This is a genomic window from Aliishimia ponticola (assembly GCF_004803475.1).
In the GTDB taxonomy this organism is placed as follows: Bacteria; Pseudomonadota; Alphaproteobacteria; order Rhodobacterales; family Rhodobacteraceae; genus Aliishimia; species Aliishimia ponticola.
This window is the reverse complement of the sequence record NZ_SRKY01000003.1, coordinates 517092-532234: the sequence shown is the minus strand read 5'-3', so window position 1 is coordinate 532234 and position 15143 is coordinate 517092. Positions and strand designations below refer to the sequence as shown.

General features: G+C 63.7%; 13 protein-coding genes. 6 read left to right on the top strand and 7 right to left on the bottom strand.

The features are described from left to right. The first annotated feature begins 67 nt into the window (after positions 1 to 67). The 6 genes from E4Z66_RS13725 to E4Z66_RS13700 are packed head-to-tail and all read left to right on the top strand — an operon-like array spanning position 68 to position 7240. Positions 68 to 649 carry a nuclear transport factor 2 family protein gene (locus tag E4Z66_RS13725; protein WP_136463584.1) on the top strand — a complete coding sequence of 194 codons (582 nt, stop codon included), beginning with the start codon at positions 68 to 70 and terminating at the stop codon, positions 647 to 649. Then, complete coding sequence (locus tag E4Z66_RS13720; protein WP_136463583.1) at positions 646 to 2340, top strand: hydantoinase B/oxoprolinase family protein; 1695 nt, start codon at positions 646 to 648, stop codon at positions 2338 to 2340. Before E4Z66_RS13725 ends, E4Z66_RS13720 begins: the two co-directional genes overlap by 4 nt. Positions 2341 to 2348: 8 nt before the next feature. After that, the gene (locus tag E4Z66_RS13715; RefSeq protein ID WP_425456143.1) at positions 2349 to 4400 is read left to right on the top strand and encodes a hydantoinase/oxoprolinase family protein; all 2052 of its coding nucleotides are present in this window, start codon (positions 2349 to 2351) and stop codon (positions 4398 to 4400) included. Beyond that, a complete protein-coding gene (locus E4Z66_RS13710; protein WP_136463581.1) occupies positions 4397 to 5017 on the top strand; it encodes a cysteine hydrolase family protein in 621 nt (206 codons plus the stop codon). Before E4Z66_RS13715 ends, E4Z66_RS13710 begins: the two co-directional genes overlap by 4 nt. Beyond that, entirely contained in the window at positions 5014 to 5880 is an 867-nt protein-coding gene (locus tag E4Z66_RS13705; RefSeq protein ID WP_136463580.1) for an isocitrate lyase/PEP mutase family protein, read from the top strand. The genes E4Z66_RS13710 and E4Z66_RS13705 overlap by 4 nt, the downstream gene beginning before the upstream one ends. Next, positions 5861 to 7240: an FAD-dependent oxidoreductase gene (locus E4Z66_RS13700; protein WP_136463579.1), complete on the top strand. Its 1380-nt coding sequence runs from the start codon at positions 5861 to 5863 to the stop codon at positions 7238 to 7240. Before E4Z66_RS13705 ends, E4Z66_RS13700 begins: the two co-directional genes overlap by 20 nt. Here E4Z66_RS13700 and E4Z66_RS13695 read toward each other — a convergent pair. From E4Z66_RS13695 to E4Z66_RS13665, 7 genes are all read right to left on the bottom strand, one after another. Next, positions 7237 to 9249 carry a 3'-5' exonuclease gene (locus tag E4Z66_RS13695; protein WP_136463578.1) on the bottom strand — a complete coding sequence of 671 codons (2013 nt, stop codon included), beginning with the start codon at positions 9247 to 9249 and terminating at the stop codon, positions 7237 to 7239. The two genes, E4Z66_RS13700 and E4Z66_RS13695, sit on opposite strands and share 4 nt — an antisense overlap. Continuing rightward, on the bottom strand, positions 9242 to 9637 hold the full coding sequence (locus E4Z66_RS13690) for a response regulator transcription factor (protein WP_136463577.1): 396 nt from the start codon (positions 9635 to 9637) through the stop codon (positions 9242 to 9244). Before E4Z66_RS13690 ends, E4Z66_RS13695 begins: the two co-directional genes overlap by 8 nt. Next, positions 9630 to 10145, bottom strand: a complete 516-nt coding sequence (locus E4Z66_RS13685; protein ID WP_136463576.1) for a hypothetical protein — start codon at positions 10143 to 10145, stop codon at positions 9630 to 9632. The genes E4Z66_RS13690 and E4Z66_RS13685 overlap by 8 nt, the downstream gene beginning before the upstream one ends. A 13-nt stretch (positions 10146 to 10158) precedes the next feature. Next, a complete protein-coding gene (locus E4Z66_RS13680) occupies positions 10159 to 11985 on the bottom strand; it encodes a DUF294 nucleotidyltransferase-like domain-containing protein (protein ID WP_136463575.1) in 1827 nt (608 codons plus the stop codon). A gap of 135 nt (positions 11986 to 12120) precedes the next feature. Then, a complete protein-coding gene (locus tag E4Z66_RS13675) occupies positions 12121 to 13908 on the bottom strand; it encodes a sodium:solute symporter family protein (RefSeq protein ID WP_136463574.1) in 1788 nt (595 codons plus the stop codon). Positions 13909 to 13922: 14 nt separating this feature from the next. Next, positions 13923 to 14180, bottom strand: a complete 258-nt coding sequence (locus E4Z66_RS13670; RefSeq protein ID WP_136463573.1) for a DUF4212 domain-containing protein — start codon at positions 14178 to 14180, stop codon at positions 13923 to 13925. A gap of 63 nt (positions 14181 to 14243) precedes the next feature. After that, on the bottom strand, positions 14244 to 14930 hold the full coding sequence (locus E4Z66_RS13665) for an adenylate kinase (protein WP_136463572.1): 687 nt from the start codon (positions 14928 to 14930) through the stop codon (positions 14244 to 14246). Positions 14931 to 15143: the final 213 nt, after the last annotated feature.

The window sequence follows — 15143 nt, the reverse complement described above, 5'->3', positions numbered from 1 at the left end:
AAAAAATGACCTTCAAAAATACAAAAGTTGTATTACAGATAATACCAATCAGCAGGGAGAGCGCAGGATGCCCATTGTCGAGTTGCATGTGCTGGAAGGCTATAAACCGGATGAAAAACAACGGCTTGCGGATGCCGTGACGCGCGCGGTGCGATTCGTTGTCCCGGCGGCGCCAGAGCTTGTGACCGTGATGATCCACGACATGCCCGCACAAGATTACTACAGGGGCGGTCTTATGCGGCAGCCTGCGGCCGCGCGCCCGGACCCGGCTGAGATTGTGCGCAAATTTTTGGCAGCGATGGAAGCGCGGGACCTCGATCAGGCGCGTGGGATGCTGGGGGAAGGGTTTCGCATGGTGTTCCCGGCGACCGCCCCGATGACCACGCTGGAAGAGCTGATCGACTGGTCCAAGCCGCGCTACAAATTCGTGACCAAGACCTATGAGGGGTTCGACGCGATGCAGGGCGCAGGCGATGCGGCAGTGGTCTATTGCCGGGGCACGCTTCAGGGCGAATACCATGATGGCAGCGCTTTCGCAGGTATCCGCTTCATCGACCGTTTCGAAATCACCGATGGCAAAATCACCAAACAGGACGTCTGGAACGACATGGCAGAAACACGGATGACCACAGCAGAGGGCGCAGTATGAGCGATATCGACCCGATCACCCTGTCCGTCTTGGCAGGGCGCATGGAGCAAATCGCAGATGAAATGGACGCCACGCTGTTCCGTGCGGCGTTCAACCCGATCATCGCCGAGGCGCATGATGCCAGCCATGGCCTTTATCACGCTGCGACCGGCGATACCTTGGTGCAGGGCAAGTCCGGTCTGCCGATCTTTGTCGGCGTGATGTCCTTTGCGGTGAAGGCCGTGATCGAAAAAGCGGCCAAGGATGGCGATCTTGAGGATGGCGATATCTACATCTTCAATGACGCGCATATCGGCGGCACGCACCTGTCGGATATGCGCCTGGTACGGCCGTATTTCCGCGATGGCGCCTTGTTCTGCTATCTCGCGTCGGTGGGGCACTGGCATGACGTGGGCGGCGCGGTGCCGGGCAACTACAATCCCGCCGCCACGGATGTGTTCCAAGAGGCGTTCAACCTGCCGCCGGTCAAGCTGGCGCGGAAAGGCCACATAAATCAGGATATTATCGACATTCTGATGCGCAACACGCGCCTGCCGCAATCGGCGATGGGCGATTTGAACGGCCAGCTTGGTGCGCTTGATCTGGGCGTGAAGCGGATGGACGAATTGCTGGACGATTACGGTGCGGATACTGTTGCCGCCGCGCTTGAGGCGCTGGGACACCGGGCCGAAGCACTGATGCGGTCAGAGGTCGAAGCCCTGCCCAATGGCCGGTGGGAGGCGCATGATTTCCTCGACAATGACGGGATCACCGATGCGCCGCTCAAGATCAATCTGGCTCTCGAAATTCAGGGCGATGCGATCACGCTTGATTTCACGGGCTCCGCGCCGCAATGCGCCGGTCCCGTCAACATCGCCCTGCCGACCACGGTGGCAACAGCCTATGTGGCGATCAAGCATGTCTTTCCCAGCTTGCCCGCCAATGCAGGCGTGATGCGTCCGATCGAGGTGATCGTGCCCGAAGGCAGCCTGCTGTCAGCCGCGTTCCCCGCGCCTACGGGCGGCTACACCGAAACGATTTTGCGGATGATCGACGTGATCTTTTCAGCCTTCGCGCAGGCCGTGCCCGACCGCGTGGTGGCCAACGCATATGGCACGATCAACGCGCTTTCTATCGCGGGCAAGCGCAGCAACGGCCAGCCTTGGGTGATGTTCAGCTTCTATGGCGGTGGCCATGGCGCATCCATTGAGTGTGACGGTCTGAACCATGGCAACGCGCCGATTTCGACCGCGACCATCCCCCCGATGGAGATCCTGGAAGCCGCCTATCCGGTGATGTTCCGGCAATGGGCGCTGCGCCCCGACAGCGCCGGAAGCGGCACGCATCGCGGCGGGCTTGGCGCGATCTATGAAATTGAAGTCCTTGAAGAAAACGGTGCAGAGGCCTTCTTGTTCGGGGAACGGGGACGATTTGCGCCAAAGGGGATTGCAGAGGGAGGGGATGCCGCGCTCAACACGTTTTCTTATGAACAGGCGGATGGTTGGCACACGCCGCCGCTCGCCTCCAAGATGCGCGGGATCGAACTGGCGCAGGGGCAGGCGGTGCGGCTCGAAACGCCGGGCGGGGGCGGCTACGGCCCGGCGCAAGGGCGCGCGCCAGAAGCCGTGGCCCGCGATGTCGCACGCGGTGTCGTGAGCGCCGAGATCGCAGATTCAACATACGGGCCAGCATGGCGGGAGATCGCGCAATGAGCAATCGCATGATCGGAGTGGACGTTGGCGGCACTTTCACGGATGTCTTTGTTCTGAACGAAGCGGATGGGACGGCCTCTGTCGCGAAAGTGCCAACTACGCGGCCGGACCAATCGGGCGGCTTCCTGGACGGGATCGGGCGCGAGGTCGCGGACATGTCGGAAATCTCGGTCGTGGTGCATGGCACCACCGCCGGCACCAATGCGCTACTGGAACGCAAGGGCGCGAAAACCGGCGTGATCTGTACTCAAGGCCTGCGCGACGTGCTTGAAATGCGCCGCCGCGACCGGCCCCGGACATGGGGGCTGCGCGGCGACTTTGAGCCGGTGGCAGATCGCCGCGACCGGCTGGAGGTGCCCGAACGCACGCTGGCCGATGGCACGATCCGCACGCAGGTCGATCTGGACGCCGTGCGCGCTGCGGCGCGGCAGCTTCTGGATCAGGGCTGTGCAGCGGTCGCCGTCCTTTTCGCCAACGCCTATGCGAACCCGGAAAACGAGGCCGCAGCGGTCGCTGCCCTGCGGGAAATCTGGCCGAATGAACATGTCTCCGCCTCTTCCGAAATCCTGCCGGAAATTCGCGAATTCGAACGTTTCTCGACCACGGCGCTCAACGCCTATCTCCAGCCTGAAGTGTCCGGCTATCTGGGGCGGCTGGAAACCGCGCTGCGCAATGGCGGCTTCGACGGCGAGTTCATGATCGTGCAGTCCAATGGCGGCGTGATGGCGGTGGACACGGCCTGCCGACTTCCGGTGCGCACCGCGCTGTCCGGCCCGGCGGCAGGCGTGATCGCGGCGGGCTATATCGCGGGCTCGGCAGGGTTCGACAATGTCATCACCGGCGATATGGGGGGTACCAGTTTCGATGTTTCGCTGATCTCCGAAGGGCAGTCGATGCTGTCGCCGCAGACCTCCATCGATTTCGGGATGGTCGTGCGCACCCCGATGATCGAGATCACGACAATCGGTGCCGGTGGCGGTTCCATCGCGTGGGTCGACAAGGGCGGCTTGCTGAATATCGGCCCGGAAAGCGCGGGCAGCAATCCCGGCCCTGTGGCCTATGGTCTGGGCAATGATCGGCCAACGGTGACGGATGCGAATATCGTGCTGGGCCGGATCGATGCCGACAACCCGATTGGCGGCAAGCTGGATCGGTTGGACGTGGACGCGGCCGCGCGCGCGATCGACACCCATATCGGTGCGCCGCTTGGCCTTGGCACGGTGGAGGCCGCAGAAGCCATCCTGCGTGTCGCCAATTCGCGCATGGCCGGGGCGATCCGGCTGGTGAGTATCGAGCGCGGCTTCGATCCCAAGAACTTCGCCTTCATGCCGTTCGGGGGCGGCGGTGCGCTGCATACCGGGGCCATGCTGGCCGAAACCGGTATCGCTCGCGCGATCATCCCGCGTTACCCCGGTGTGACCTCGGCCATGGGCTGCGTGATTGCCGATATGCGGCAGGATTTCGTGCAAACGATCAATGTGCTGGTGGATCAACTGGATGAGGCCGCGCTGGCGGGGTTCATGCAGTCTCATGCGGATCAGGGCATGGCCCTTCTGGACGCGGCGCGGACACGGTTCGACGCGCGCGAGCTGCAATTCGAACTCGACATGGCCTATGTCGGGCAGACGCATACGGTGTCTGTCCCGCTTGGCGTTACGGTCACCGATGGACAGGTCGCGCAGCCGACCCGTGCGGACATCGAAGCGGCGTTCGATACCGCCTATGAGGCGACATTCGGCAGGCTGCTGCCGGGCGGCGTGCGCCGGCTTTTGAACCTGCGCAGCGCGGTGACAGGCAAGCGGCCCAAATTCGATCTTGCGACACTGGCCCCACAAGGCGACACCAAGGTTGCGCCGATCTCCACACGGCAGGTGCATTTCGCCGACCAGTGGTTTGAAACTGCGATCTATGACAGGTTGTCGTTGCCCGTGGGCACGGTGATCAAGGGCCCGGCGATCCTGACGCAGCCCGATACAACCGTGTTGATCGAACCGCATCTGCAAGGCCGTGTCGACCGCTACGGCAACACTATCATCGAACCTTTGGAGGAGGCGACATGAGCGATCCAGCCACATGGGATCCGGCGCGCACTGCGCTGCTGACCATAGATCTGCAGAACGACTTCCTGCACCCCGACGGCGCATATGGCCGCGCCGGGCAATCGGCCGACAGCATCGCGGCGCTGCCGGCGCGCATTGCACCCATCGCGCGGGCCTTGCAGGCGAAGGGGGGACGCTATTTCTCAGCCCAGTTCACGCTGGTGCCCGACAAGGACGGCACCCCGCTGATCGCGCCGCATCTGAAACAGCTGCGCCCCTTTCTGACCAAGGGCGACTTCGCGCCGGGCGGGTTCGGGCATACTCTGGTCGATATCCTGCAACCGGCTGATTTCGTGGTGGAAAAGGTCGCCTATTCCGCCTTCTATCAGACCCGGCTTGAATACCTGATGCGTGCAGTGGGCATTGACCATCTGATCGTCGGCGGGATCGTCACCAATGGCGGTGTCGCCTCGACCTTGCGCGACGCGCATCTGCGCAATATCGAGACCGTCATGCTGACAGATGGCTGCGCCGCGTTCCGTGCCGATGTGCATGATGCCACGATCCTGTCGCTTGGCACGGTAACGCAGCAACGGACATGCGCCGAAACGCTGGCCTGGCTTGAGGGAACGGCATGAGCCTGAAAACACGATTGCAAGGCGATAAGATCGTCGTCGCGCCCGGCGTCTATGACGGGTTGACCGCCTCACTGGCCGAGGCTGCAGGCTTCGAGGCGCTGTATCTCAGCGGGGCCGCCGTGGCCTATACCCGGCTGGGCCGTCCCGATATCGGGCTGACCACGGCGTCGGAAATGGCCGACACGATGGCCCTGATCGCGGATCGCACAGCGCTGCCAGTCATCATCGACGCCGATACCGGCTTTGGCAACGCGCTGAACGCGCAGCGCACAATGCGCCAATATGAACGCGCCGGCGCATCCGCCCTTCAGATAGAGGACCAGACCTATCCCAAGCGCTGCGGCCATCTGGCGGACAAGTCCCTGATCCCGGCGACCGAAATGGTCGGCAAGATCAGTGCGATGGCCGATGCGCGCGCCAGTGACGAAACGCTGATCGTCGCCCGGACCGACGCCATCGCCGTCGAAGGGTTCACCGCCGCGATTGACCGGGCGGGGGCCTATCTGGAAGCGGGGGCCGATGTGCTGTTCGTCGAGGCGCCGCAGGACCGTGCGCAGCTTGAGGATGTGGCAAAGACCTTTGCGGGCCGCGTTCCGCTTCTGGCCAATATGGTCGAAGGGGGCGCAACGCCGATCACCGGCGCGGGCGATCTGGAGCATTTGGGCTTTTCCGTCGTGATCTTTCCCGGCGGCATTGTGCGGGCCTTGGCGCGAACAGCGCAGGATTATTACCAAAGCCTCGCGGAGAATGGCTCCAACAAGCCCTTCGCGGATCGGATGTTCGACTTTGCCGGGCTCAATTCGGTGATCGGAACGCAAGATATGCTGGACCGGGGCGCGCGCTATGACCGCAAGGAAAAATAGCGTCACCGCGCCGCCAGAGCATTTCGACATGGACATCGATACCCTGATCATCGGGGCAGGGGCCTGCGGCCTTGTCGCGGCGCTGTCCGCCAGGGAATCCGGGCGCGAGGTGCTGGTCGTCGAGGCCGATGCAGTTCCCTCCGGGTCGACCGCGCTGTCGGCGGGGTTGATCCCCGCTGCCGGATCCCGGATGCAGCGCGCCGCCGGGATCGAGGACACGCCCGAATTGTTCGCCGCCGACATTCAGGCAAAGGCGCAGGGGCAGAACGATCCGGCTTTGGTGGACCTGCTGGCGCGGAATGCGGGCGGTGTGATCGACTGGCTGGCGGATCGGTTCGGGCTGCCTTTTTCGGTCGTGACCGATTTCGACTATCCCGGCCATGCGCGCCGCCGGATGCATGGCCTGCCCAGCCGGTCGGGCGCGGAACTGATCGACGCCTTGCGCGCGGTTTGCGAGGCAGAAGGCATCGACATCGTTTGCGAACGCCGGGCAGAGCAGCTTTATGTCACGCCAGACCGGTCGCAGGTCTGCGGCGTTGCGCTGGCCTGTCCGGACGGGGCGGTGGAACAGATCGGCTGCACACGGCTGATCCTTGCCTGCAACGGGTTTGGCGGAAACCGTGATCTGGTTGCACAGCACATGCCCCAAATCGCGGACGCGCTATGGTTCGGCCATGACGGCAATCGCGGCGAGGCGGTGCAATGGGGCGCGCAGATCGGCGCGCAGACACGGCACATGGGCGCGTTTCAGGGGCACGGCAACGTGGCGCATCCGCATGGCATACTGATCACATGGGCCACCATTACCGAAGGCGGCGTGCAGGTGAACCGGGACGGGCGGCGCTTCTGGAACGAGGCGCAGGGCTATTCGGAAGCCGCGCGCGCGGTGCTGGCCCAGCCGGGCGGTGAGGTGTTCACCATCTTCGATAGCCGCATCGCGGATATTGCCCGCCAGTTTGAGGATTTCAAACGGGCCGAGGCGCAAGGCGCGATCAAGACAGCGGACAGCATCGAAGATCTGGCCGCGCAGTTGCACCTGCCGGCAGAGGCGCTGGCCCAGACCCTGGCCGACATCCCGCAAGACGGCACCGACGGATATGGCCGCCGTTTCGGATCGCCGCCGCTGACCTCGCCTTACTGCGGTGCGCGCGTCACCGGCGCACTGTTTCACACCCAAGGCGGGCTGGAGGTCGATCAGACCGCGCGGGTGCTGGGGTTGGATGGCACGCCGATCCCGAACCTGTTTGCCGGGGGCGGTGCGGCCTGCGGTGTCTCGGGCGCGGGCGACAGTGGATATTTGTCCGGAAACGGGTTGCTCAGCGCCGTGGTGTTGGGCCGGATCGCAGGCGCGGCGGTTTAGGCCCGTCCTCCGGCGGCTTCGCGCCCGTTTCCCCCCAGACGCCCCTGAAAGCGCAGCGCGTCCTCCAGCGTGCGGATGCCGCGACCGGCGAGGATCGGCAGCATCCGCTTGAAGATTTCCGCCGTCGCCAGCGCATCGCCAAGGGCGGTGTGGCGCATGTCTTCAGCGATCTCGATCCCAAACCGTTCGGCCAGCGCATCAAGGGTGTGATCATCCGTATGATCGAACAGCGCTGCCGAAAGCTGCCCGGTGCACAGCACAGGGTGATCGAACCCGCCGATCCGGTTCAGAAAGGCCATGTCGAACTTGGCGTTATGCGCGACCAGCACGGCGTCCTCGGCATAGGTGCTGAAGGTTCCGGCCACGGTGTCGAACCGGGGCGCATCGGCGACCATCTCTTGCGTGATGCCGTGTATCTGGGTGGAGCTTTGCGGGATCGGACGGCCCGGATCGACCAGTTGATCGAAATCCTCGCCCTGCAGGATACGCGGTCCGACCATGCGCACCCCGGCGATCTGCACCACGTCGTCGCGCGCGGTATCCAGCCCCGTCGTTTCTGTGTCAAACACCACATAGGCAAGGTCTCCAAGCGGGCGCCACGCCAAAGCGCGGCCGCCTTCGGGCAGGTCGAAATCGTAGAAATCCCGATCCGGCGTCGGGGCGCCGGGGGCCGTTGCCGTGCCGGTCGGGATGGGCAGCAAGATCACCTGTCCCGGCCCGACCCACATGTCGGTGCGGTGCGCCTCCAATGCGTCGCGGGCGGTGTAGGGGCCATAAGCGGGCGAGATCGGCGCATCGAGCCAATTTTCCAGATCGCCCTGCGACAGGCCGGGCCCGGTCCAGCCAAGGCAGAACCGCTTGCTGGCATCGCGCCCCCGAACCCGCAGCGTGAAGTCGCCGCGTTCGGGGGTCTGCGCCAACCGGTGCAGGGCGGCGTCCAGAATGGCCGTGATCGCAAAGCCGTCGCAATGCAGGCGCATATCCGAATCCTCGACCGTCAGTCCGGGATGGCGCGCGGCGACCGCAGCCATGATATCGCCCGCATCCACATCGCTGAGCGGCCAAAGTACGGAATTGAGCGCCTCGCGCCGGGTCGAGACCCGCGCCAGATGCGCCGAAAGCCTTTCGGCCTCTTCGCGCAGCGCACCGGTCATCACGGGTGCGGAATCCGGGTCCATCTCGATCACGTCAAGCAGCGCCCCCATCGCCATGGCGGGGCGGCGCGCTTCTTCGATGGTGTCGCGCAGCAGGCTTTCGATCTCGGCATGGGTGCGCAGCGCTTCGGTGGAATCGTGGATCATCACCACGTCGCCCACCCGTGTTTCCCCCGCCATGACGGTGGAAACCGCCCCCGTCAGAATGCGCGCACCATCCGCGGTCACGGTCAGGAACGGTGCGGCATCGGCATCTTTGGCCGCGCCGCGCCGTTGGATCGCATCCTCCACCGGGTCCATCCGCAGGAAACTGCCCGCCGGGCGGTTCAGGCCCACCTTACCCAAGATCTGCGCCGCTGCCGCGTTGAACAGCAGGATGTGGCGCGAGGGCGACAGCACGACGACCCCATGCGACAGATCGCGCAGCAGTGCCTCAAGCAAGGCTTTGTCTCGGGCCATCCGTGCGGTTTTGTCGGCAAAGGCCTGCGCCTGACTTTTCCGCGCGGCCTCAAGTTCCGTGTGGATGGCTTGGGCCGCCGGGGCCAAGGCCCCAAGATAGCGCGCGGGTGCAACATCAATCTGCGCCTGCACATCCGATTGCGCCCGTGTGTGCAGATCGGCCGCAAGGGCGAGGATCGGCTTGGCCACGTTCTCATCGAACAGAAGACCGATCCATGCGGCCAGCCCTATGATGCCAAACCCGCCAATCAGCCCCCCGATGACATAGCCATCGACCGGCCCGCCGATACGCGACCAGCCGACCCAGAGCCCCAGCGCGGTCAGCGCCGCGCCGCCAAGTCCCAGCGCTGCGAAAAACAGCGCAAAGCGCAGTCGCAGCCCCAGCCTTTCACGCATGGCGCGGTTCGGGTTCTGCCAACAGCGCGCAGATCGTGTCGGTCAATTCGCGCGTGTCGAAGGGCTTCGTCAGAAAGGCATCCGCCCCCAGTTCCAATCCCTTGCGCCGCGTCATGTCGCTGCCTGTGGCCGAGATCATCAGCACCTTCACGCCGCTCAGCCGATCCGTATCTCGGATATGCTGGCAGACCTCGAAACCGGATCGTTCGGGCAGCATGACATCCAGCACGACAAGGTCAGGGCGGTCGGTGGCAAGCGTGTCGATCGCCTCTTGCCCGGTGACGACCCGTGTCGTGTCAAAGCCGCGTCGCCCGATGATGACTTCGAGGGCGAGGGCGATGTTGTCCTCGTCTTCCACCAGCAGGATGGATTTGTCCGTATCAGGCATTCGGTATCTCCTTGCAGACAAGCGCGGTGAGGGCCGGGGGGGCCGGGTGCCATGTGGCGGCGGCAGGGTCTTTCAATGCGGCGGCATCGGCATCGGCGCGTGCGGGCGCACCGGCGCAGCGCACAAGCTGCCCGATCCGCACTGCCGGTTGCCAGCGGGCAAACAGATACATGTCGACAAGCCGGATATCCGGGGCTGCCGGGTTCGTCTGCGCCGATCCCGCATCGACGGTGATCAGGCGGACCACCTGCGGCGACAGGAACGTCCATGGCCGCCACCACGCGGTTTCGGTGACCTCTTCGACGACGCTGACACCCTCCGGCAGGTTGCCGGCAGTCCGGCTGCCCCATGTCATTTCCGATCCGATGGTCATTGCCAGCATAGCAAGCCCCGCGGCCACCGGCATCGACCACTTGGGCAATCGCCCGCCGGTGATCGCATTGAGCGCAAGCACCAGCCCAGCGCCGCCCAGACCGGCGACGAACGTGGCGATGAGTTCGAAAAACATGAGCGATCCCTCCTCAGATGCTCAGCGCGGATTGCATTGTCCGCACAACAAGGAATGCATCACGCAGGTGGTTCCTCTCAAGGTCAGAGAGTTCCGCCAGCGCGAGAAAATTGTCAGGCAGCGTGCCGTTGGCGATCTGCCGGGCCTGATGGCGCAGCCGGGTTTCCGCGATCAGGTCGAACGCATCCAGCAGGTCGCGCGCGCCGGTGGCAGACACGACCCCGGCCGCGCCGGCCGCCACGATCCGCTCGTGGGTGCCGACCTCTGCTATCGCGCCGCGCAGGGCATAGACGCGGGCCAGATCGACGATGGGAACGACCCCGGCATGTTTCAGATCGACGGTGTTCTTGTGGTCGCCATGGCGGATGGTGGATATTCCGCCGAACAGCCCCAGCGGCGGTGCGTGTTTCAGCGAATTGCCGATCATCTGCCGCACGAAGATTGTGTTGCGTTGCGCCCGCGCCAACGTGTCCTGCTGCAAATCATCCAGCAGTGTCGCCGCGCCGGAAATGGGGCGCAGGTCGAACATCACCGATGCCAGCATCTGCGCCATCTCGTCCGGTTGGTCGATCCAGTTCGCAAAATAGCCGCGCCAGACGCGCATGGGCTGACGCCAGCGGGGATTGGTCGCCATCATGTCGCCGGGGCAATAGACAAAGCCGATCTCGTTCAGACCATCGGACACGAATTGCGCAAGCTGCGCGAAATAGGCGTCGTGTTCGGGTGTGGCGGCATCGTCAAGGATCAGGCAATTGTCCTGATCTGACACGCCGGTTTGTTCGCGCCGGCCTTGACTGCCGCAGGCGGCCCAAAGATAGGGCACGGGCGGCGCGCCGATTTCCGCCTCTGCCAGGGCCAGAAGACGGCGCGTTGCGGCATCGGTCAGATCGGTGATCCGGCGGCAGATCGCGCCGGGGCGGGTTCCGGCATTTGTAAGATGGGTCAGCAGATCGGGCAGGCGGGCCATCACGCCGGTCATCTCTGCCGCGCTGGAGGCGGCCACCAGCTCGGACGCCATATGGCTGGCCGTTGTCGCCTGACGTCGCATCAGATCCGTACGCCCGATCATTCCGACCAGGGCGCCGCGCCGGTCAGCAACGGGCAAGTGGTTGATCTTACGCTCCGCCATCATCATCAGCGCATCAAGGCCAAGCGCATCGGGGCGGATCGTCACCGGGCTGTCGGTCATCACACTGGCGACCTCAAGATCGCCGAAAAGCCCTGCGGCAAGGACTTTGTTCACCAGATCATGGACCGTGACGATCCCCGCCAGCGAGTCGTCCTTCATCACCAGAACGGAACTGATCGAACGGTCGCGCATCATCCGGGCGACGTCTTGAACGGTGGTCTCCGGGGCGCAGGTTATCGGATCGGGGGACATCATGTCGGCCACATGCACCGCCATCAGGCCAGAGCCACCGGGATCGCTGTCGGGGCTTGTCTGCGACGGGCGGGCCTTGTCGAACCAAAGCGCGAAGTCCGGCACCGTCTGCATCAATTCGTGAAAGCGGGCAGCGGTAATGCCCAGCATTGTCGTCGGCTCGGTCGCGCGCACGGTCAGTACCGCAATGCCTTCGCGCAGCAGACCCCGGTCGCCGATCAGATCGCCAGCCCCGCGATGGGAAACCACGGCCTCCTCGGCAGAGCGGATTTCGACATTGCCCGCAAGGATGACATAAAGGCCGGGAAGATCGTCGCCTTCGGTAAAGATCACCTCATCCGCATCGGCGGATTTCTCCAGCAATTCGCCCGAAAGCAAGCTGAGAACCTCGGCGGGCAGGCGGCCAAAGGGCGCAAGCTGGGCCAAACGGTCGATGGGGGTGATCTGGTCTTCGGGCATCGCGTGACACCTTGGGTTCAGGGTTTCACTTTTACCAGACAGAATATGCCGGACCGGGCATGTCGTTCACGTATGGCACATCACACGTGGGAAGGGGGGAGGGAGCGCCCGCGCGTTGGGGCGCTCCCGGATCGTTTAGTGGCCGTCCTGGGCCGCGCCGGCACCACGCGGGATGCGCACGCTTTCCACGAGGTCCACGATCTCTTTCGGCAGCGGCTTCGTCATGCTGGAGACCGTATAGGCCACCGCAAAGTTGATCGCCGCACCAATCGCCCCGAAGGAGGTCGACTTGACCGTGCCCAGAAGCGGATCTGCGTCAGTGAAGCTGTTCGTGCCCGGGATGAAGAACCAGCCCTTGTGCATGAAGATATACAGCAGCGTCACGATCAGACCGGCCAACATCCCCGCAACCGCGCCGGTGTTGTTCACCTTCTTGGAGAAGATGCCCATCATCAGTGCCGGGAAGATCGACGCCGCCGCCAGACCGAAGGCCAACGCCACCGTCTGCGCCGCGAAGCCGGGCGGGTTCAGACCCAGATAGGTCGCGACCACGATGGCCACAGCCATGGCAATCCGTGCGGAGAGAAGCTCTCCCTTTTCGGAAATGCCGGGGTTGAGCTGGCCCTTGATCAGGTCATGGCTAACCGCCGAAGAGATCGCCAGCAGCAGACCCGCCGCCGTGGACAGCGCCGCCGCAAGACCGCCCGCCGCCACAAGGCCGATGACCCAGCTTGGCAGGTTTGCGATTTCCGGGTTGGCCAGCACAAGGATGTCGCGGTTGAACTTGGTCAGTTCGTTACCGGTCCAACCAGCGGCTTCAGCCTTTTCCTGCATCGCGGGGCTTTGATCGTTATAGTACTGGATCAGGCCGTCGCCGTTCTTGTCTTCCCAATCGAGAAGGCCGGTTTTCTGCCAGGTCAACATCCAGTCATATTGCGGATCGGTTTCGATCGTCTCCACGGACACCGCCGCCTGTTCCGTACCATTCGGCCAGAACATTTCGGTGATGTTGAGGCGCGCCATCGCACCGACCGCAGGAGCCGTCAGGTAAAGCAGCGCGATGAACACGAGGCTCCAACCGGCGGACCAGCGTGCGTCAGACACTTTGGGCACCGTAAAGAAGCGCATGATCACGTGCGGCAGACCCGCGGTGCCGATCATCAGCGACAGGGTGAACAGAACCATGTTCAGCGTGTCGGCGTTATGCGCGGTGTACTCGGCAAAGCCCAGGTCGGTCACGATCTGGTCCAGCTTGGCCAGAAGCGGCTCGCCGGAGGCGGCGTGATCGCCAAACAGGCCGAGGCCCGGAATGGGATTGCCGGTCAGTTGCAACGAGATGAAGATCGCCGGGATGGTATAGGCGAGGATCAGCACGACATATTGCGCCACCTGCGTATAGGTCACGCCTTTCATGCCGCCGAACACCGCATAGGCGAAGACGACACAGGCACCGATCAGCAGACCCGCGGTGTTGGACACTTCCAGGAAGCGGCCAAAAGCCACGCCCACGCCGGTCATCTGACCGATCACATAGGTGGTCGAGGCTACGATCAAGCAGACCACCGCCACAAGGCGCGCGGTCGGGCTGTAGAAGCGGTCGCCGATGAACTCGGACACCGTGAACTTGCCGAACTTGCGCAGGTAAGGGGCCAGCAGCAGCGCCAGCAGCACATAGCCGCCCGTCCAACCCATCAGGAAGGAGGAGTTGTCATAGCCGACAAAGGCAATAAGGCCTGCCATCGAAATGAACGAAGCCGCAGACATCCAGTCCGCCGCTGTCGCCATGCCGTTGGTGACCGGGTGAACGCCGCGTCCGGCGGCGTAGAATTCCGACGTGGACCCGGCACGGGCCCAAATCGCGATGCCGATATAGAGCGCGAAGGACGCGCCCACAAACAGCAGGTTGATTACAAACTGATCCATCGTTCCTGTGTCCCTTATTGTTCGTCGACGCCGTGTTCGCGGTCGAGCTTGTTCATCCGCCAGGCGTAGTTGAAGATCAGCGCGAGGAAGACGAGGATCGACCCTTGCTGGGCGAACCAGAAGCCCAGATCGGTCCCGCCGACGGGGATTCCCGCCAGAAGCGGGCGCAGCAGGATGCCGAACCCGAAGGATACCAAGGCCCAGATCACCAGGCTCCAGGCGATGATCCGCAGGTTTGCGGACCAATAAGCGTTGTCGTTGTCATCCGACATTTGATTGCCTCCAGTTATGAGATGCGTTTCAAGGGGCGACGCTCCTTTCGGAACGCCGGAGTTTCATGCCAGCGCCGCGTTGACGATGGCGTTGAGATCCGCTTCGACCTTGTCGATCGATTGCATGGCATCGACGCTGCGCAGCACGGATTGTGCCCCATAGTGTTCGATCAGCGGCGCGGTATCGGCGTGATAGGCGCGCAGGCGCTGTGCCACGGTGGCCGCGTTGTCGTCGGCGCGGCGCTTGAATTCGGTGCCGCCGCAATTGTCGCAAACGCCCTTGGCGGCGGGCACCTTGAAGCGGTCGTGATAACCTTCGCCGCACGCGCCGCAGGTGTAGCGGCCCGAAATCCGCTGAACCATCGCCGCGTCATCGACCTGAAGATTGATGGCGGCCGTGATCTCGTTCCCGGTCTCTGCCATCAGCTCATCCAGCGCCGCCGCCTGAACGCGGGTGCGCGGAAAGCCGTCGAAGATAACGCCCTTGGCGCAATCGTCCTGCGCCAGCCGGTCCCGCAATATGGCAATCACGATGTCGTCCGAAACAAGGTCACCGCGCGCCATCACCTCTTGCGCGGCGCGTCCCGCATCGGTTCCGGCGGCAACCGCCGCACGCAACAGATCGCCTGTCGACAGTTGAACAAGGCCAAACGCCGTTTCCAGCTTGCGCGCCTGCGTTCCCTTGCCCGCGCCCGGCGGTCCCAGAAGAACAAGGCTCACACCCATTTGAGAGATTTTTCCACCGTCCATCGCATCCTCCAAGACGCGGGGGCGCCGCTGCTTCACGATCCCAATGCGGACCGGTGCGCGACCTTCACCCCCGTTGCGTTTTCGCTTTCCTCCGGCAACTTGCGCCCGCTCCCTAAGCGGATGCTCAATTGTTGCGCTTAAGGTCATAACATGCGGGCGCGGCGCGGCGGGACAGCTTCTGCGGAACTTGCTCAGGCTTTGTAAATATTCTTA